The 18,044-nt window shown below is 71.9% G+C and carries 16 protein-coding genes and 2 pseudogenes; 6 read left to right on the top strand and 12 right to left on the bottom strand.

Features of this window, described 5'->3' with window-relative positions:
• Positions 1-47 precede the first annotated feature (47 nt).
• A complete protein-coding gene (locus C569_RS0110175; RefSeq protein WP_026267942.1) occupies positions 48-1,697 on the bottom strand; it encodes a fatty acid--CoA ligase in 1,650 nt (549 codons plus the stop codon).
• An 85-nt stretch (positions 1,698-1,782) separates the two neighbouring features.
• Here C569_RS0110175 and C569_RS0110170 point away from each other — a divergent pair, with 85 nt between their 5' ends.
• The gene (locus tag C569_RS0110170; protein ID WP_018785677.1) at positions 1,783-2,274 is read left to right on the top strand and encodes an NUDIX domain-containing protein; all 492 of its coding nucleotides are present in this window, start codon (positions 1,783-1,785) and stop codon (positions 2,272-2,274) included.
• Between the two features lie 36 nt (positions 2,275-2,310).
• Here the strand turns inward: C569_RS0110170 and C569_RS30045 are convergent.
• Positions 2,311-2,670, bottom strand: a pseudogene (locus tag C569_RS30045) (type 1 glutamine amidotransferase domain-containing protein); the annotation flags it as partial.
• Between the two features lie 111 nt (positions 2,671-2,781).
• Here C569_RS30045 and rfaE2 point away from each other — a divergent pair.
• On the top strand, positions 2,782-4,596 hold the full coding sequence (gene rfaE2 / locus C569_RS0110160) for a D-glycero-beta-D-manno-heptose 1-phosphate adenylyltransferase (protein ID WP_026267941.1): 1,815 nt from the start codon (positions 2,782-2,784) through the stop codon (positions 4,594-4,596).
• Complete coding sequence (locus tag C569_RS0110155; RefSeq protein ID WP_018785674.1) at positions 4,593-5,465, top strand: glycosyltransferase family 2 protein; 873 nt, start codon at positions 4,593-4,595, stop codon at positions 5,463-5,465. The genes rfaE2 and C569_RS0110155 overlap by 4 nt, the downstream gene beginning before the upstream one ends.
• On the opposite strand, the gene C569_RS0110150 is transcribed toward C569_RS0110155, so the two are convergent.
• Genes C569_RS0110150 through C569_RS0110140 form a run of 3 tightly spaced genes read right to left on the bottom strand, consistent with a single transcriptional unit; the run spans position 5,440 to position 7,637 of the window.
• Entirely contained in the window at positions 5,440-6,600 is a 1,161-nt protein-coding gene (locus C569_RS0110150) for a glycosyltransferase family 9 protein (RefSeq protein ID WP_018785673.1), read from the bottom strand. The two genes, C569_RS0110155 and C569_RS0110150, sit on opposite strands and share 26 nt — an antisense overlap.
• A 6-nt stretch (positions 6,601-6,606) precedes the next feature.
• The gene (locus C569_RS0110145; protein WP_018785672.1) at positions 6,607-7,134 is read right to left on the bottom strand and encodes an Hsp20/alpha crystallin family protein; all 528 of its coding nucleotides are present in this window, start codon (positions 7,132-7,134) and stop codon (positions 6,607-6,609) included.
• Positions 7,131-7,637 (bottom strand): DUF2231 domain-containing protein, encoded by a 507-nt coding sequence (locus C569_RS0110140; RefSeq protein WP_026267939.1) that lies wholly within the window; start codon positions 7,635-7,637, stop codon positions 7,131-7,133. Before C569_RS0110140 ends, C569_RS0110145 begins: the two co-directional genes overlap by 4 nt.
• 167 nt (positions 7,638-7,804) lie before the next feature.
• On the opposite strand from C569_RS0110140, the gene C569_RS0110135 reads away from it, so the two are divergent.
• Positions 7,805-8,425, top strand: coding sequence for a pyridoxamine 5'-phosphate oxidase family protein (locus C569_RS0110135; protein WP_018785670.1), 621 nt, complete (start codon positions 7,805-7,807; stop codon positions 8,423-8,425).
• Between the two features lie 20 nt (positions 8,426-8,445).
• On the opposite strand, the gene C569_RS0110130 is transcribed toward C569_RS0110135, so the two are convergent.
• Positions 8,446-10,620 (bottom strand): acyltransferase family protein, encoded by a 2,175-nt coding sequence (locus tag C569_RS0110130; RefSeq protein ID WP_026267937.1) that lies wholly within the window; start codon positions 10,618-10,620, stop codon positions 8,446-8,448.
• A 224-nt stretch (positions 10,621-10,844) separates the two neighbouring features.
• Here C569_RS0110130 and C569_RS0110125 point away from each other — a divergent pair, with 224 nt between their 5' ends.
• On the top strand, positions 10,845-11,672 hold the full coding sequence (locus C569_RS0110125; protein WP_018785668.1) for a TrmH family RNA methyltransferase: 828 nt from the start codon (positions 10,845-10,847) through the stop codon (positions 11,670-11,672).
• 520 nt (positions 11,673-12,192) lie between these two features.
• Here the strand turns inward: C569_RS0110125 and C569_RS30040 are convergent.
• The 5 genes and pseudogenes from C569_RS30040 to C569_RS0110095 all read right to left on the bottom strand — a co-directional run.
• Positions 12,193-13,512 carry an MFS transporter gene (locus tag C569_RS30040; RefSeq protein ID WP_018785666.1) on the bottom strand — a complete coding sequence of 440 codons (1,320 nt, stop codon included), beginning with the start codon at positions 13,510-13,512 and terminating at the stop codon, positions 12,193-12,195.
• Between the two features lie 48 nt (positions 13,513-13,560).
• The gene (locus C569_RS0110110; RefSeq protein WP_026267936.1) at positions 13,561-14,454 is read right to left on the bottom strand and encodes an IS982 family transposase; all 894 of its coding nucleotides are present in this window, start codon (positions 14,452-14,454) and stop codon (positions 13,561-13,563) included.
• Positions 14,455-14,510: 56 nt separating this feature from the next.
• A complete protein-coding gene (locus C569_RS0110105; RefSeq protein ID WP_018785664.1) occupies positions 14,511-14,768 on the bottom strand; it encodes a hypothetical protein in 258 nt (85 codons plus the stop codon).
• A gap of 77 nt (positions 14,769-14,845) precedes the next feature.
• Entirely contained in the window at positions 14,846-15,487 is a 642-nt protein-coding gene (locus C569_RS0110100) for a bifunctional 2-polyprenyl-6-hydroxyphenol methylase/3-demethylubiquinol 3-O-methyltransferase UbiG (protein WP_018785663.1), read from the bottom strand.
• Positions 15,484-15,759: pseudogene (locus C569_RS0110095) on the bottom strand (thioredoxin reductase); the annotation flags it as partial. The pseudogene C569_RS0110095 and the gene C569_RS0110100, both read right to left, overlap by 4 nt.
• A 142-nt stretch (positions 15,760-15,901) precedes the next feature.
• Here C569_RS0110095 and C569_RS0110090 point away from each other — a divergent pair.
• Positions 15,902-16,498 (top strand): helix-turn-helix domain-containing protein, encoded by a 597-nt coding sequence (locus C569_RS0110090; protein ID WP_026267935.1) that lies wholly within the window; start codon positions 15,902-15,904, stop codon positions 16,496-16,498.
• A 304-nt stretch (positions 16,499-16,802) separates the two neighbouring features.
• Here C569_RS0110090 and C569_RS0110085 read toward each other — a convergent pair whose 3' ends face one another.
• Positions 16,803-18,041, bottom strand: a complete 1,239-nt coding sequence (locus C569_RS0110085) for an MFS transporter (protein WP_018785660.1) — start codon at positions 18,039-18,041, stop codon at positions 16,803-16,805.
• Positions 18,042-18,044: the final 3 nt, after the last annotated feature.

The raw sequence follows: 18,044 nt of genomic DNA, 5'->3' as shown, positions 1-18,044 counted from the left end.
TTGGGAACTCGTTCCTACCCGTGTAGGCGACGGTACGCCGCGAAACGTTACGACGCGGTCAGTTCCCGCACGTCGAGCCCGCCGTCGGCGTACCGCGAGCGCACCACCTTCTTGTCGAACTTGCCGACGCTGGTCTTCGGCACCGCGTCGATGAACGCCCAGCGCTCCGGCAACTGCCAGCGGGAGACCGAACCGGCGAGGAAGTCCCGCAGCTCCTCGGCGGTCACCGAGGCGCCCTCGCGGACCACCACAGTGGCCAGCGGCCGCTCGTCCCAGCGCTCGTCCGGTACGCCCACCACGCACGCCTCCAGCACCGCCGGGTGCGCCATCAGGGCGTTCTCCAGCTCGACCGAGGAGATCCACTCCCCGCCCGACTTGATCACGTCCTTCGCGCGGTCGGTGAGCGTGATGTAGCCGTCCGGCGAGAGCGTGCCGACGTCACCGGTACGCAGCCAGCCGTTCCGGAACTTCTCCTCCTCCGGTGCGTCGTCGCCGATGTACCGCGCGGTCACCCACGGTCCGCGTACCTCCAGCTCGCCCACCGACGTCCCGTCGGCGGGCAGCGGCTCGCCCGCCGGGCCCACGATCCGCGCGGTCACACCCGCCGGGACGCGGCCCTGCGTGTAGCGGTAGCGCCAGGCGTCGTCGCCGGTCGCCCCGGCCGGCGCCCGGGAGACCGAGCCCAGCGGCGACATCTCGGTCATGCCCCAGGCGTGGATGACGTCGATGCCGTAGCGGTCGTGGAACGCGTGCATCAGCGCCGGCGGGCAGGCCGACCCGCCGACGATCACCTCCTTCAGCGAGGAGAGATCCACCTCGTGCGCGTCCAGGTAGGCCAGCAGGTCGGTCCAGATGGTCGGCACCGCCCCGGCGAGCGTGGGGCGCTCGGCGGCGATCATCGCGGCGATCGGCTCGGCCTGGAGGAACCGGTCCGGCATGAGCAGGGAGGCGCCGGAGAGGAACGCCGCGTACGGCAGGCCCCACGACATCGCGTGGAACATCGGCACGATGGCCAGTTCCCTGTCGTTCGGGCCGAGACCGAAGCCCTCCGGCATGCACACCTGGAGCGAGTGCAGGTAGATCGAGCGGTGGGAGTAGGCGACACCTTTGGGGTGGCCGGTGGTCCCGGAGGTGTAGCAGAGGGCGGCGGCGTCGCGCTCGTCCACCTCCGGCCAGTCGAAGTGGTCCGGGCGGTCGGCCAGCAGCGCGTCCCAGTGGTGCACGGTGATCCGGTCGCCGGCCGCGGCCAGCAGCGGGGCCGGGTCGCCGCCGCCGACCACCACCACGTGGGCCACAGTGGTCATCTCGCCGATCACCCGGGCGAGCAACGGGATGAGCGTGCTGTCGACGAGCACCACCCGATCCTGCGCGTGGTTGGCGACGTAGGCGACCTGGTCGGGGAAGAGCCGGATGTTGAGCGTGTGCAGCACCGCGCCCATGCTCGGGACGGCGAAGTACGCCACCAGGTGCTCGTTGTTGTTCCACATGAACGTGCCGACCCGCTCGTCGCCGGTCACCCCGCACTCGTCGCGCAGCGCGTGGGCCAGCCGGGCGGCGGCACGGCCGACCTCCGCGTACGTCATCCGGCGGGGTTCGGCACCGGTCCAGGTGACCACCTCCGCCGCGCCGTGCACGGTGGCGCCGTGTTCGAGGATCCGGGCGACCTGGAGCGGGGCATCCATCATCGTGCTACGCATGGGTAACAACGTAGTGGCGGCGGTCACATCTGCGGAACCCCCCGGAATCGTCGAGGTGATCGCGGATGATGCGTAGATTGTCCGGGTGAGCATCTCGTGGGCCGACTCGTACGTGGGGCAGCTCCGCGCCCTGGCCGGTGACCGCACCCTGATGTTCGTCGGCGCCCGCGCCGTGGTGCGCGACAACGCCGCCCGGGTGCTGCTGATCCAGCGTTCCGACAACGGCCAGTGGGCGTTGCCGGCCGGCGCCATGGAACTCGGCGAGTCGATCGCCGACTGCGCGGTCCGGGAGGTCCGGGAGGAGACCGGGCTGCGGGCGCTGCGGGTCAGCGCGTTCGCGCTCTACACCGGCCCGGACCGCACCCACACCAACATGTACGGGCACACCTACCAGGTCTTCACCACGGCGTTCCGGGTCGACGAATGGGACGGCGAGCTGGCCCGGTTCACCGACGAGACCACCGACTCGGGGTTCTTCCACCCGGCGGACTTCCCGCACCCGCTGTCGTCGAGCGTGCACGAGACGCTCGCCGACCTGGACGTGTTCGAGCAGACCAACCGGCTGATCCTCAAGTAGCCGGGCGCGGGCGCCTTTGAGCCGGGACGCGAGTTCTCAGTAAGCGGTGTGCCGACCCTCGGCGAACTCCTCGACGATCTTGGCGCAGAACGCCGGCAGGTCGTCCGGCTTGCGGCTGCTGAACAGCCCGTTGTCGGTGACGACCTCCTGGTCGACCCAGTTCGCGCCGGCGTTGGTGAGGTCGGTGCGCAGGCTCGGCCAGGAGGTGACGGTGCGGCCCCGCACCACGTCCGCCTCGACGAGCGTCCACGGGCCGTGGCAGATCACGCCGACCGGCTTGCCCGCGTCGAAGAACGACTTGACGAACCGCACCGCCTCCGGGTCCGTCCGCAGGAAGTCGGGGTTCGCCACGCCACCGGGCAGGACCAGGCCGTCGTACGCCCCGGCGTCCGCCTCCTCCTCTCCGGGGTACGTCTGCACGGTTCCCCCGCCCGATGCCGCGAAACCGGACGCATCGGGAGGCCCGCGTCGCGTTTGGCCCGACAGCCCGGGGGGATCCGCACAGGCATGGCAGGAGCAGCAGCGGAAGAGCGCCGGCTGGCCACCGTCGTGGCGAGCTGGCAGCAGCGTCCCGTGCTGGTCGTCGGGGACGCCATGCTGGACGAGTGGCGGTTCGCCGAGTCGGAGCGGCTCTGCCGGGAGGCGCCCGCACCGGTCCTCACCCTGCGGCGGCGGATCTCCGCGGCCGGGGGTGCCGCGAACACGGCGGTGAACGTGGCAGCGCTCGGCGGCCGGGCCGCCCTGGTCGCGCCGGTCGGCGCCGACGTGGCCGGCGACGAACTGCACGACTGCCTGGACCGGGCGGCGGTCTGGGACCGCACGGTGAGCCAGCCGGGCCGCCCCACGCCGGTCAAACGGCGGATGCTCGCCGGCAACCAGATCCTGCTCCGCGAGGACTCCGGCGGTCCGGAGGACGGGCTGGACGCCGACGGCGTGGCCCGCCTCCTGACCGCGCTGCACTGTGCCACCGAGGAGCTGCGGGCGGTGGCCGCCGGTCAGCCGCTCACGCTCGTGGTCTGCGACTACGGCCTGGGCGCGCTGCCCTCGGCGGTACGCGCCTGGCTGGTCGCCAACCGCGACCGGTACGGCACCGTGGCGCTCGACGCGCACGACCTGGCCGACTGGCGCGGGCTGAACCCGACGGTGGTGACGCCGAGCTTCGCCGAGGCGACCCGGCTGCTGGCCCGCGCGGCGGCCGGGTTCGCGCACGCCGAGCGGGGTGCCGTCCCCAGCGGCGACGTACATCTGAACCACCGGGCGGAGACCGACGGCCCGTCCGAGCTGATGGTGGGCGCCGCCCCCGGCGGGTCCGGTGAGCGCGTACCGGGCAGCCCGCACCCGGCCTCCGGCACGCCCGCCGCCGAGGCGCCGGCCGGCCCGACCGGCGAGCCCGTGCCCGGCGAGGAGCGGGTGGCGCTGACCGGCGACGGCCTCAGCGTCACCGGGACCGGCGTGACGGTGAACGCGGCGGCCGGCGCCGGAGTGGACCGGGCCGTACTGGCCGAGTCGCGCCTGCCCGAGCTGCGCGCACACACCGGCGCCGACGTGGTGGCGGTGACACTGGACACCGAGGGCGCGGTGGTCGGCGGCGCCGAGGGCGAACCCCGGCGCAGCCACAGCACCCCGGTCCCGGCCAGCCACGCGGTGGGCGCCGGGGACGCCTACCTGGCGGCCATGACGCTGGCGCTCGCCGCCGACGCGGGCCTGCCCACCGCCGCCCAGCTCGCCCAACTCGCCGCCACCATCACGGTGGCCGACACCGGTACCTGCGTGTGCCGACGGCAGGATCTGCTGGCCGCGCTGGGCACCGGCGCGGACGAGGGCGGGCATCCGGCCCTGGTCGGCGCCGACGAGCTGGCCGCGCTGGTGGGCGAGCACCGGCGGGCCGGGCGGTCGGTGGTGTTCACGAACGGCTGCTTCGACGTGCTGCACCCGGGGCACGTCCGCTACCTGACCCAGGCCCGCGCGCTCGGCGACCTGCTGATCGTGGCGGTCAACTCGGACGGCAGCGTACGGCGACTCAAGGGCCCGGACCGGCCGGTCAACCCGGTCGAGGACCGGATCGCCCTGCTGGCGGCGCTGGCCTGCGTCGACCACGTGGTGGTCTTCGAGGAGGACTCGCCGGCCCGGCTGATCGAGGCGGTCCGCCCCGACGTCTACGTCAAGGGCGGCGACTACCCGCCGGAGATGGTGCCGGAGGCGCCGCTGGTCCGGCGGCTGGGCGGTCAGGTGCGCACGCTCGGGTACGTGCCGGACCGCTCCACTTCGGCGATCATCGACCGGATCCGCGCCCACCCGGTCGGCGAGGGCAGGCCGGCGTGACCCGTCCGCTCGACCCGGGCACGCCCGGACGGTTCCGGCGTCACCGGCGGCTCGACGTGCTGATCCCCACCCGCAACCGGCCCGCCGAACTGGCTGTCACGCTGTCCGGGCTGGCCGCCCAGGAGGGCGTACCCGGTTTCGGGGTGGTGGTCAGCGACCAGTCCGACGGTGATCCCGCGTACGCGCACCCGGCTGCCGCCACGATGGTCCGGGCGCTGCGCCACCGGGGGCACCCGGTGCTGCTGACCCGGCGGCTGCCCCGGCGCGGCCTGGCCGAGCACCGGTCATACCTGCTGGCCCAGTCGGCGGCCGACGCGGTGCTCTGCCTCGACGACGACGTGTGGCTGGAGCCGGGCGCCCTGTCCCGCCTGGTCACCGCGCTCGGCGAGCTGGGCTGCGGCTTCGTCGGCAACGCCGTGCACGGCCTGTCCTACGCCGACGACGTCCGCCCGGGCACGCACCAGCACTACGAGGAGTGGACCGGGCCGCCGGTGCCGGAACGGATCGTTCCCGGCACGCCGGAATGGCACCGGGCGTCCATCCACCCGGCGGCTAACCTGTTGCACATCACCGAGAAGCTGGGCCTGGCGGCGGGCGAGTGGCGGGCGTACAAGATCTCCTGGATCGGCGGATGCGTGCTCTACGACCGGGCCAAGCTCGTCGAGGCCGGCGGCTTCGACTTCTGGGAGCGGCTGCCCGAGCGGCATCAGGGCGAGGACGTCGCCGCGCAGCTCGCGGTGCTGGAGCGGCACGGCGGAGCCGGGGTGCTGCCCAGCGGGGCCTACCACCTGGAGTCGCCGACCACCGTCACCGAACGCGACGTGGAGGCGTGGGAAGTGCTGCTCAGCGAGTCGCCCGCGGAGGTGTGAGCAGCTCCCGGGCCGCCTCGACCACCTCGGCGACCGGCACGTCGGCCACGAACGACACCCGGTGCGGGCACTCGCCGTCGCCCGGCCGGTGCGGGTAGATCCCGGGGGTGCAGTCGACGCCGCACACCGGGCAGCGGGTGGTCCAGGCCGCGATCGGACGGTGCCGCCCACGCAGCGGCGACGCCCCGTTGATGAGGTTGCCGATCCAGAACACGCCCACGGTCGGCGCGCCCACGGCGGCGGCCAGGTGCAGCGGGCCGGTGTCGTTGGAGACCACCAGCGCGCAGTCCGCGTACGCGGCGGCGAGCGCGCCCAGGCTGAGCGTGCCGACCTGGGGACGCACCGGAACACCGGCCGCCGCCACCACCGCGTCGACCGCCTCCTGCTCCGCCGGGGTGCCGGTGACCAGCACCTCGTACCCGTCTCCGGTCAGCTCGCGGGCGACCTCGGCGAAGCGTTCCGGCGGCCAGCGGCGCCGGGTGTCGGTGGCGCCCGGGTGCAGCGCGACCCGGGGGCGGGTGGGTTCGCCGAGCACGGCGGCGGCCTCCGCCCGGTCGGCGGCGGTGACCGCGAGCGCCGGGGTGATCGTGGTGGCCGGCGCCCCGACCAGGGCGGCCACCTCCAGGTAGCGGATCACCTCGTGCTGGTAGTAGACGTAGCGCATCCACCGGTCCAGCGGCGGCGCTCCCTCGGCCCGCAGGCCGGCGGTGACCCGGGCGCCCAGCCCGGCCACGAACGGGTTCGAGTTGCCGCCGCCGCCGTGCACCTGCAACGCCAGGTCGAACCGTTCGGCGCGGGCGGCGGCCAGGAACGCCGGAACGTCACCGGGTTCCTCGCCGGGCCCCGGGTCGCGGATGCCGGGCGCCGCCGGCACCACCAGCACCCGGTCCACCGGGCCGGGCCGGTCCCGCCAGAGCGCCGCGTGCCAGGGCGCGCCGAGCAGCACGATCTCGGCCGACGGGTACGCGGACCGCAGCGCGTCCAGCGCCGGCAGGACGAAGATGAAGTCACCGAGCGCGTTGGCGCGCAGCACGGCGATCCGCTCGACGTCGGGGACGCGCTCGCCGACCGGGCCGAGCAGCGACGGCTCCGGATCGCGGCGCGCCGAGCTGGAGTCGTCGGGCGGGCTGGTCACGCGGCCCTACGGTCTGTCGATCTCGTCGAGCGCGGTGTCCGGGTGGTGCAGCTCCCGGTCCGCGGCCGGGTCGGCGGGCATCGGCGTACGGTCGGCGCCCGGTCGCGGACCGGTCCGGCCGACGGTGATGGTGCGCGGCGCGGGCCGGGACGCCCGGGGCAGGCGCACCCGGAGCAGGCCGTGGTCCATCACCGCGTCGATCCGTTCCGGGTCCACCCGGGACGGCAGGTCGACGCGATACTCGAAGCCCCGGGTGGTGAACCCGCCCGGAACGCCGTGGTCGGCGTTCACCTCGGCCTCCGACCGGGCGCGTACGCACAGCTCCCGGTCGTCCAGCTCGACGGCGACCTCCTCCGGCGCCACGCCGGGAAGCCGGACGACCACCTCCCAGCCGTCGGCCGTCTCGGCCAGGTCCACGTCCTGGTTGCCGGACCGTCCACCGACCAGCCGGCTCAACTCGGAGCGCAGCGACTGGAGTTCGCCCATCGGATCCCAGCCCTGCTGGCCGCCACGCCAGCCCTTCTGTTCGGTCATCGCACGTCTCCGATCCGCTGTGTCGACGAGGGGGGTCGCAGCGAGCTGGGCGCGTTCAGGTCGTGCTCCGGGTCGACGCCGACACCGAGCCGGTCCACCAGCTCGCCGCCGAGCCACGCCCCCACCCCGAGGATCGCCAGGGCGACCACCTCGATGGCGACGAGCGCGCCGCCGGCCGCCCGCGAATCCGCGTTGAGCCGGACCGCCCAGACCGCGGCGAACAGCAGGATGACCGCCACGTTGGCGGCGGCGTGGGTGAGACCGACCCGCTTGGCGCGGGTGCCGGCCGGCAGGGCGAGCAGGTCGAACGCCCCGGCCGCCGCGGCCAGCAGGCCACCGATCAGACCGACGGTGATGTTCCAGTACGCGACCTCGGCCAGGAAGCCGGGCCCGCCGACGGTGTCCACCAGGTCGAAGATCACCGCGGTCACGAAGAGCGCCACCGGGAACATCACGAGCATCGGGTGCACGGGATGGCCGAGCACCTTGAGCCGGCTCTCCATCTCGGCCTCCATTCGTCGCTTCCGGACACGCGCTGCGATCCGGTCCCTACCCGCCGGAACCGGGGGCAAACCCGGCGCTCGACGCGCTCTCCTAGGCTGACAGTGGCGGATCACGGCCCGTCGCGGGTCGGAACCGCCGTCAAGGTCAACGGACGGGGGAGGAAGACGTGACGACCCGGGAGATCACCAGTGAGTCCGAACTACGCGAACTGATCGGCACACCGGCACCGCGGGCGGCCGCCAAGGACCGCCGTACGCTGCACGAACGCGACCGGGAGTGGCTCGCCGCCTCGCCGTTCTGCCTGATCGCCACCGCCGGCGCGGACGGGACCTGCGACGTCTCCCCCAAAGGCGACCCGCCCGGGTTCGCGCTGGTGCTCGACGACACCACGATCGCGATACCGGAGCGGCCCGGCAACCGGCGGGCCGACGGCTACCGCAACATCCTGGCCAACCCGCACGTCGGGTTGATCTTCCTGATCCCCGGCCGCACCGACACGCTGCGGATCAACGGCCAGGCCCGACTGATCGCCGACGCGCCGTGGTTCGCCGGCATGGAGGTCAAGGGCCACCGGCCGGTGCTGGCCGTCGAGGTCGCGATCGAGCAGATCTTCTACCACTGCGCCAAGGCGTTCCTGCGCTCCGGCCTGTGGCAGCCGGAGACCTGGCAGCCGGACGTGCTGCCGACGCGGGCCCGGCTGATCAAGGAGGTGGAGGCCCCGGCGGAGAGCCTCGCCGACCTGGAGCGCCACTACGGCCCGGGCTACCTGGAGACGCTCTACCGCTGAGCGCGTCGGCGCGCCGCAAGCTATCCGGCCGGCGTGAAGCGCGCCGGCACGCCGACGTCGGACAGGGCGCGGGCGAGGTGTGGCGCTGTCGTCTTCGCGTACGCCGCACCGATGTGCGAGCCACCCCGGTAGATGAGCACGTTGCCGAACACCACCGGGCACCTGTCGGTCGGGCAGACGGCGTCGAACAGGTCGATCATCTTGACCTTCGGCGCGCCCGCGACGGCCTGCCGCTGCATCCGGTAGCTCGGATCCTGGTCGTGCTTCTCCCTGTCGAACGCGCAGGCGGACAGTCGCGTGCGGTTCTTGTCGGCGCAGGCCACCGCCGCGCCCGGATGCGGGTTGTTGGCGAGGACGACGACCTTGGTCCCCACCGAGTCGAGCTTCTTCCACGAGGCCCGCACGCCGGACACCATCGCGGCGACAGTGGCGCGCTTGCCTCCGCCGTCGAGTGCAGTCGACGCCGACTGGGAGGTGACCACGTAGTCGGGGCGCTCCTGCACCAGGCGGTCCAGCAGCGAGCGGTTCCACTCGATGCAGTCGGTGTTCGGCGTGCCGGACCCGTCGCCCTTGAGCACCTGTGCGCTGGTGAAGGCGCATCCCGCCTTCGCCAGGACCAGGATCTTCCAGTCGTTCTGCTCGGCCAGCACCTGGAACGCGGGCAGCCACTGGTCCATCTTCGAGTCGCCGACGAGCGCGACAGTGGTGGACGCGTTCGGGTTGCCGTACGTGCAGGACAACACCTCGGCGCCCTCGACCTGCTGGAAACACTTGTCCCGGTTGGTGTCGGGCACGTCCATGAAGCCCTGCCGGATCTGCAACGGGTCCGGCGTGATCACGTCGAACCGCTCCGGAACCGGGCCGATCGGCGCGGTGCCGGGCGCTGTCGACAGCAACGCGGCGCCCGGGGCGTACCGGCCCTTGGTGGTGGTCGCGGCGGCGGCCCACGCGCCCATCAGCACCAGCACCATGCCGGCGCAGATGCCGACGAGCGTGAAGTTGCCGCCCAGGCTCAGGGCCAGACGCGGCGACGTGGAGATCTTCCGCGAGTAGCGCAGCGGGTTCTCCACCAGCTTGAACGTGATCCAGGCCGGGATCACCGAGGCGAGCGCCACCAGCAGGCCCTCGGTCAGCGACAGGTCACCGAAGTGCGCGGCGGCCACCACGAGCATCGGCCAGTGCCACAGGTACAGCGAGTACGACAGGTCACCGATCCACTGGAACGGACGCGTGCCGAGCACCATCACCGGCCCCCGGGAGCCGGCCGCGGCACCGGCCGCGATGACCGCTGCCGCGCCGAGCGTGGGCAGCGCCGCCGCGTACCCGGGCCAGGCGGTCTTCCCGCTGACCAGCAGCGCCGCCGCGACGATCGCGGCGAGGCCGAGCCACCCGAGGACGACCGCCACGGACCGGGGCATCCGGGCGGCGCGGACCGCCAGCAGCGCGATCGCGGCGCCGACCCCGAGTTCCCACAGCCGGGTCGTGGAGACGAAGAACGCGCGCTCGGGCGAGTTCGCCGTCTCGATGACCGACCAGACGAACGACGGCACCGCCAGCACCGCGAGACCGACCCACAGGACCGGCCGTACGCTCGCCCGCCGGAGCTTGCGCGCGGCGACGATGGCCAGCACGATCAGCAGCGGCCAGAGCAGGTAGAACTGCTCCTCCACGGCGAGCGACCAGAAGTGCTGGACCGGCGACGGCGCGACGTCCTCGGCCAGGTAGTCGACCGCGCGGTCGGCGAACCGCCAGTTCACGATGTAGGTCGCCGCGGCGGCGATGTCGCGGCCGATGACCTGCCACTCACCCCGGGGTACGAACAGCCGGACCGCGACGGCGGTGGCGGCCAGCACCACGGTGGCCGCGGGCAGGATGCGCTTGGCCCGGCGGGCGTAGAAGCCGACCAGCGAGACCCGGCCGCTGCGCTCGATCTCCGAGATGAGCTGGCCGGTGATGAGGAAGCCGGAGATCACGAAGAAGACGTCGACGCCGACGAAGCCACCGGGGATGAACGGCAGCCCGGCGTGGTAGAGCAGCACCAGCCCCACGGCGACGGCCCGCAGGCCGGCGACGTCGGCCCGGAACCGGCTCGGCGTCGCCTCCCTGGCCGGTTCGTGTCCGGTCGTCGCGCCGGCCGGCTCCGCGACCGGCGAACCTTCCCGATCGGCAACTTTCGTCAACGGCGGGGAAGTCATCGCGATCCTCAAACTCTGCGGGCTGGGGGCGAGGGAACGATAGCGGCTTGGTCACGCGACGGACAATCACGCCGCACCGACTCGTGGAGCGGGTGCCGCGGCGCGCGAGCGCGCACCCCGGTGCGACGAGCAGGCCGCTCCGACCCTAGACCGTCGCCCGGCGGTGTAGGGGGCAGGGTGGATACCGCGGGTGGTGCCGGCCTGCGATGGGGTTGAATCGGCGGGTGGCGAAGACGCTGACGATCACCACCCGCAACGCGAGCTTCCAGCAGTGGCAGGCGCTGCTGACCAACCGCACCAAGCGGCAGCGCTCCGGGGAGTTCCTGGTCCAGGGGGTACGCCCGATCACAGTGGCGCTGGAGCAGGGCTGGGAGATCCGCGCCCTGCTGTACCCGGACCGGCAGCCGCTGTCCCGCTGGTGCCGCGACCTGCTCGACCGCACCGACGCCCGGCGGGTCGCCCTCGCGGCGGAGCTGATGCGGGAACTCAGCGGCAAGGAGGAGGAGTCGCCCGAGCTGCTGGCCGTCGTGGCGCAGCCCGCTGACGAACTGGCCCGCATCCCGGCCGGCCCGGCGATGCTCGTGGTGGTCTTCGACCGCCCCAAGACCCCCGGCAACATCGGCACCCTGGTCCGCTCCGCCGACGCCTTCGGCGCCTCCGGCGTGATCATCACGGGTCACGCCGCGGATCCGTACGACCCGAAGGCGGTCCGGGCCAGCACCGGGTCGCTGTTCGCCGTACCCGTGGTGCGCGTCGCCAGTCACCGCGACGTCCTGGACTGGGTCGCCGCGGTGCGCGCGGACGGACTTCCGCAGGTCCAGATCATCGGTACGGACGAGCACGGGGACGTGGACGTCGCCGAGCACGACCTGACCGGCCCCACTGTCCTGCTCATCGGCAACGAGACGCACGGGCTCAGCAAGGGCTGGCAGGAGGCGAGCGACCGGACGGTCCGGATCCCGATCGCAGGGGCGGCGAGTTCGCTCAACGCGGCGGCGGCCGGGACGGTGGCGCTCTACGAGGCGGCCCGGCAGCGCGGCGGGAGCCGGTAGCCGCTCGGCCCTGGCGCTGCGGGGCAGCCAGGTGTCCTGCGCCTGCATGACTCCGGGTCGCGACCTGCTGCGCCGCGAGCTGTCCCAGCGAACCGCTGCTGCTGACCGCCATGACGTCTGAGGGCGCGGCACGGGGCGCGGATGATCTACGGACCGGCACGGGCGGCGGTGCTGTCGTCGACCTTGGGCAACGGCGAAGCCCAGGCCGATGACCTGGGCTTCTGTTCCGAGCCGCCGGACGGAGTCGAACCGTCGACCTACGCTCCTCGACCGCCGGGGCCTTGGACTTGTCATCTAGCGTTTGACACTCGATGGCCAGCGGCATCATGCGATGCTCTTGGGATGCTCCAGGTCATCATGGGGATGTACTACGGTGACGTCGCCCTGAACGCGACCGAGCACGGCCGCTGCGCTGGCCCAGGCCACCGCGGTAGGCAGCTGGCCGAACTCGGCCCTTGAGAAGCATGGGAACAAGCGTGCCCGCGTGGGGATGCAGGACCTGCGCGTGCGCGGGCCGGTGTCACCCGGCGACGGTGTCGCTGGTCGGCTTCGATACGGTTGCCGGTGTGGTGGCAACGGTCCGTTGAGGACCCCGGGCCAGGACGTAGACGAACAGGATCGCCATGACGGCGACCCCTGCCCACATGGCATGTTGCCAGCCGTAGACGAACGACTCCTGGGCGGCACGGACGAGGGCAGGTGCTTGGGTGCCGGCGGTGTCAGCGGTGTCGATGGCGTTGGCGATGCCCTCGCGGGCGGTGTCGGCGGTGTCGGTGGGGATGGTGTCGAGGCGACCGTTGATGGCGTTGCGGTAACCGGCCGTCAGGACTGCTCCGAGCAGTGCGACGCCGAGGGCGGTGCCGAATTCCCGGGTGACGTCGTTGAGGGCGGAGGCGACACCTTGACGCTCGCGGGGCAGGGCGGAGGTGATGGCTTCGGTGGAGGGGGTCTGGGCCAGGCCTAAGCCGATTCCCATGGCGAGCATGCCGGGCAGGATCGCCGGGTAGCCGCCGTCGACGGAGACGAGGATGGCCATCAGCGCCAGTCCCGCGCCGCCGAGCAGGATCCCGGCCGCCATCGTCGCGCGGGCTCCGGCGCGGGCGGCCACCCGGGGGGCGAGCCCGGAGGCGAGCATCATCATGACTGCCATGGGCATCAGCGCGAGGGTGGAACGCAGCCCGGACCAGCCGAGGACGGCCTGGAAGTAGGGGAACAACACGACGAAGATCCCGGCTAGGACGCCGAACAGTGCCAGCAGGGCCAGCGAGCCGGCGGCGAGGCGCCGGTCGCGGAACAGGCGCACGTCGAGCAGGGGCGCCACCTGGCGTAGTTCCCAGGCCACGAACCCGATGGCTGTGACGACGCCGACGAGCAGGCCGGCCACGGTGAGCGGTGCGGTCCAGCCGTGGACCGGGCCTTCGTGGAGGACGTAGATGAGCGCGACCACGGCGATCACCGACGTCAGCGACCCGACCATGTCGAAACGGTGCTGCGACTGCTCGCGAGAGTTCGGAACGGTGCGCAGGGCCATGGCGGCGGCCGCGACGACGAGCACGACCGGCAGGACGAACAGCCACCGCCAGTTCCCCCAGTCGACGAGCACCGCGGACAGGTACATGCCGAGGATGCCGCCGCCGCCGGCGACGGCGCTCCACACACCGATCGCTTTCGAGCGCTGCTCGTCGGGGAACGTCGAGGTGATCACGGCCAGAGTGACCGGCATGATCATCGCGGCGCCGACCCCGGCGAGCAGCCGGGCGGCGAGCAGCATTTCGGAAGAGATGGCCAGGCCCGCCGCCGCATTGGCGACGCCGAACAGGGCCAGGCCGGCGAGCAGCATCGGTTTGCGGCCCCACCGGTCACCTAGACGAGTTGTTCCGAATTCCGGTCAGTGGTCGTAGGCGATCAGTGACCGGGTGACGGGTGCGCCGGTCTTGTTGTTGTGCCAGATCGCCGCTGTCATGGCGAGCAGGCGTTGGGCGACTCGGACGGCCACACCGTCGAAGGTTCGTCCGCCGTGTTGTTCCAGGTCAAGCTGGCCCTTGAGGGTGTCGTTGACCGACTCGATCAACTGGCGGACCTTCTTGAGCATCGGCTCGCCGTAGCGGGCCTTCTCCTTCTTGCGGGACGGGCGCAGTAGTTCGATGCCCTGTTCGGCCAACTGCCGCTCGAACGGCGTGGAGGCGAATCCCTTGTCGCTGATCAGCAGGATCCTGTCGTGCTCGGCCACCACGGCGGCCTCGACGTCGAGCATCGCGGCGAGGACCTCTCGCTCGCCGATCTTCGGGTTCGCCAGGGCCCACAGGATCGGCATCCCGGTCGGGGTGCAGACCAGGTAGAGCCGGAGGCCCCAGAAGAAGCGGGAATGGGAGGCGCAGTAGCCGTATCCGGCCCAGCCGGCCAGGTCTGAGCGCTGGGCGGTGGGGCGGGACATACCGCACGGGATGGGGGTGGAGTCGACGATCCAGTGGTGGTCGAACCAGAAGTCACTGTCGCGGGCCAGGTCCCGGATCACCTTTTTGATCAGCGGCAGGGCAGCGCGGAGCCGTTTGTTGTAGCCCGGCCGCTGCGGCAGGTAGGGAAACCAGGGACGCAGGTGGATACGGGCGTAGCGGATCCAGTGCGCCTCAGAGCGGGCACCGAGCAGGACCTGCGCCACCGCGAGGCATACCAGTTCGGAGTCGGTCAGCAGCGGCGGCCGTCCCCGCCACCGGGGCGTGCGGATGCTGTCGTCGATCTTCACGTACAGTGCGGTCAAGAGGGTATCCAGGTCTTGCGTCACAACATGATCTTGGATGCCCTCTCTTCATGCCCAAACATCGACCCCTGACTTCGGAACTACTCGTCTAGGGAGCCGAGCGGCAGCAGCAGCGCGGCCAGACTCAGGGTGTAGAGGTTGATCATCCACAGGACGGTGCTCTGGGAGGCGTCGAACGCGACAGCGACCTGCGGCTGGGCGACGTTGAGCCCAGAGACCGAGGCGATGACCGCCATGAGGGCGACGCACACCGCGATCAGGATCGCGCGGCGCTGGCGCGGGTCGTGGATCGTCGCGTCGGCGACGCTCACGCTCCGGGAGTTGTCTGGGGCGGACATGGGGGTTCCTTCCAAAGGGCGCGATGAGGTACGACGCCGGGGTGGACCTCGGTCCCGGCGTCGCAGAGCAGGTGGGTTCAGGGGCGGTGGGTGGCGCGCACGACGACGTCGTGCAGCGTGACCGTCTGGCCGCCGGGCATGGGGACCGGGCGCTGGTATTCCTTGGCGGTGACGATTTCCCACTCGGCCGCGTCGAGGCTGGCGGTGATGTCGGCGAGGGTGACCGTCGCCTCGGCGGGAGGGTGATGCCCGTGCCCGTGGCTGGTGGTTTCCGGGGTGTGGAGGTGTCCGACGATGAGCAGGGTGCCGCCGGGAGTCACCCAGTCGGCGATGCGCCGGTAGAAGGCGAGTTGCGGCATGGTGGGGTGCGCGTAGTGGGTGGTGACCAGGTCAAAGCGCATGCCCGGTTCCCAGGCGGTCAGGTCCGCCTCCACCCACCGGATGGTCTCCGTCAGCCCGCTGGTGGTGGCGCGGTCGGCGGCTCGGGCGAGGGCGTCGGCGGAGATGTCGGCGGCGGTGACCTGCCAGCCGTGGGAGGCCAGCCAGATCGCCTCGGCGCCGGCGCCGCACCCCGCGTCCAGGGCGGTCCCTGGGGCCAGGCCGGCGGCCTCTTGGGCGAGGTACGGGTTGGGTGGGTTGCCGGCCATCGAGCCGGGCCGGTCACCGTGCGCCTGCTGCCAGTGCTGCTGCCAGTAGGCCCGGTCGAAGCTGTGCGTCATCGAAGGTTCTCCGCGTTCGTCAGCCGGGCAACCGCCCGGTCGGTGTCCTCAGCGACGAGGTCGGCGTTGAGGTGCGCCGCGGTCCGGGCGCCGCCCGCGGCGGCCGCACCGACCTGGGCGGACAGATCGGTGGAGTTACCGGCCACCCACACCCCGGGCACCGAGGTCCGGCCGGTCTCATCAGCAGCGACGAAGGAACCCTCCGGGTGCTGCGTGGCGGTGATGCCGATACCGGCGAACACATCGGCGCGGGCGACCATCCGCGACGCCACCGACCACCACCACGTCCCGCACGCCCCTTGCTGCTCCACCACTTGCTGGCCTGGCCTTTCCCCGTCTTCGCCGGTGATGAGTTGAGCTTGAGCCCTCCAACGCATATGCGCAAAGATCTTTGCCGAATGGCAAAATGGGAACGTGGATGAGAACCTGGATCGCACCCTGGACGCGGTGGGCCCGCGGTTGAAGCAGCTACGGCAGCGCCGCAACATCACCCTGACCGACCTGGCCGAGGAGACCGGCATCTCCGTCAGCACGCTGTCGCGGCTCGAGGCTGGCCTGCGGCACCCCACGCTCGAGCAGTTGCTCCCGCTCGCCCGCGCCCACAGCGTCACCATCGACGAACTCGTCGACGCCCCACTGACCGGCGACCCCCGCGTCAACCTGCGCCCCATCGCCGTCTGCGACGGATCAACCGTCCTACCTCTGACCCGCAGGCCTGGAGGCATCCAGGCCTACAAGTTCGTCCTGCCCACCGGCGACGACAACCGCGTACCCAATTTGTGCACCCATGAGGGCTACGACTGGATCTACGTCCTCAACGGCACCCTGCGCCTGATCCTCGGCGACGACGACCTCACCCTGCATCCCGGAGAGGCCGCCGAGTTCGACACCCGCACCCCCCACTGGTTCGGCGCCACCAGCTCCGGCCCCGTCGAGTTCCTCAGCCTCATCGGCAGACAAGGCGAACGCGCACACGTCCGCGTCACACCAAAATCAGACACGCCCCGCTGAGCAACAGAACTGCCCAACCACTCCGCACCCGGCCGGGTCCGGCAGGGGAGCCGGCCGCCCTGGTCTCGCGCCAACCGACGAGCGCGCGGAAGACGGAGGACGCGGCGAACGGATCGACCAGTGGCAACACCACCCGACCGACTATAAGCAAATGACGATCGTTGTTTTGAAGTACGCTGCTGCACCTGCTCGCAGGCGTCACACAACCCACCGCAGGGCGCGTCCGCCGCAGCGCCGGCACCGCCTCACCCTACTGCCGCAGCACGGGACTCAGGGGCCGACGGCAAGCCCTTGACCACGGCCATCATGCGTTCGACTTTCCCTCAGGCGCCGAAAAGCCTCGGGACGAGGGAACCATCGCCGCAGCCGCTGGAGCGGCAAAGCACACCACCGCACAGACCGCCAGCACCACGGTTGCGCCGAACTGGTCGATCGCGGGTGCGATGAGCGCAAGGCCGACCGGCGCGAGTCCGTAGGAGAGCAAGAAGTCAAGTGAGGACACCCGGGCAAGTTTGGTGGGCTCGACCTCGCGCTGGGTGGCAGTGAACCAGGGAACGTTGAACAGCTCGATGCCAATGCCGGCGAATACATACGCAGCGAAGATCACTGCGGGGTGCACCGGCAGTAGCAGACTCAGCGGCACGAGTCCGTAGAGCGCAAGTCCGGCCAGCGCTGACCAGCCCTGGGCCCGGGGCCGCCACCTCGCGATGATCAGGGCGCCGACGAGGGCGCCGATCGTATAGGTGGTCATCGCGGCGGCCAGCACGGCCTCGCTGCCGAAGCGGTCCCGGCTGACCAGTGGCAGGACCACGAAGGTGGCCGAGTATCCAGTGGCGATCACCGCAGTCAACGCGGCAAGGCCGGCGACGAACCAGGGATGCCTACGGGCTTCACGCATGCCGTCGGCGAAGTCGGCCAGGATGTTGGGCCTGGTGGTCGAAGGTTCGGGCGGATCGTTCCCGGCGGGAGGAGCCAACGCGGCCACCAACCACAGGGCGCCGACCCCCCACAGCAGCACCGGGGTGGAGACGGCCACGGCGAGCAGCGCGGTGAGTGTCGGCGCCACCAGGGTGGTGACCCGCACCGCGAGGGTGATCGCGGCGTTGGCCTGCTGCCTCTGTGGCTCGGCGACCACCTCGGCGGTCAGTGCCTGGAAAGCCGGACGGCACGCGCCCTGCCCAGCGCCCACGACGAACGCCGCGGCTGCCGCCACCAACAGCGACCGGTCCAGACTCACCGCCATGACGGGCGTGGCGAGGGCGGCCATCAGCCCGGACCAGAGCACCGTCTTCCTCCGGGAGTACCGGTCGGCCAGCACACCGGCGACCGGCATGGCGGCGAGGAAACCCGCTGTGCGCGTGGCCAGGAGCACTCCGAGCCCGACTCCGGTCAACGACCGGTCGAGGACTGCCAGACCGAGGATGAACGGAAGTGCCCACGTCGCCACGCCGGAGGCCATCGTGCCGGTCCAGAGCCGCACGAAGGAGGGGCTTCGCAGCAGGGGGGTCGGCGTGGGAGGGCTTTCCACAGCACTGTCATGCATCTG

It is taken from the genome of Micromonospora sp. CNB394 (assembly GCF_000374985.1).
In the GTDB taxonomy this organism is placed as follows: Bacteria; Actinomycetota; Actinomycetes; order Mycobacteriales; family Micromonosporaceae; genus Micromonospora; species Micromonospora marina.
Note: the sequence above shows the minus strand (reverse complement) of the source record. Positions and strands in the feature narration are given on the sequence as shown.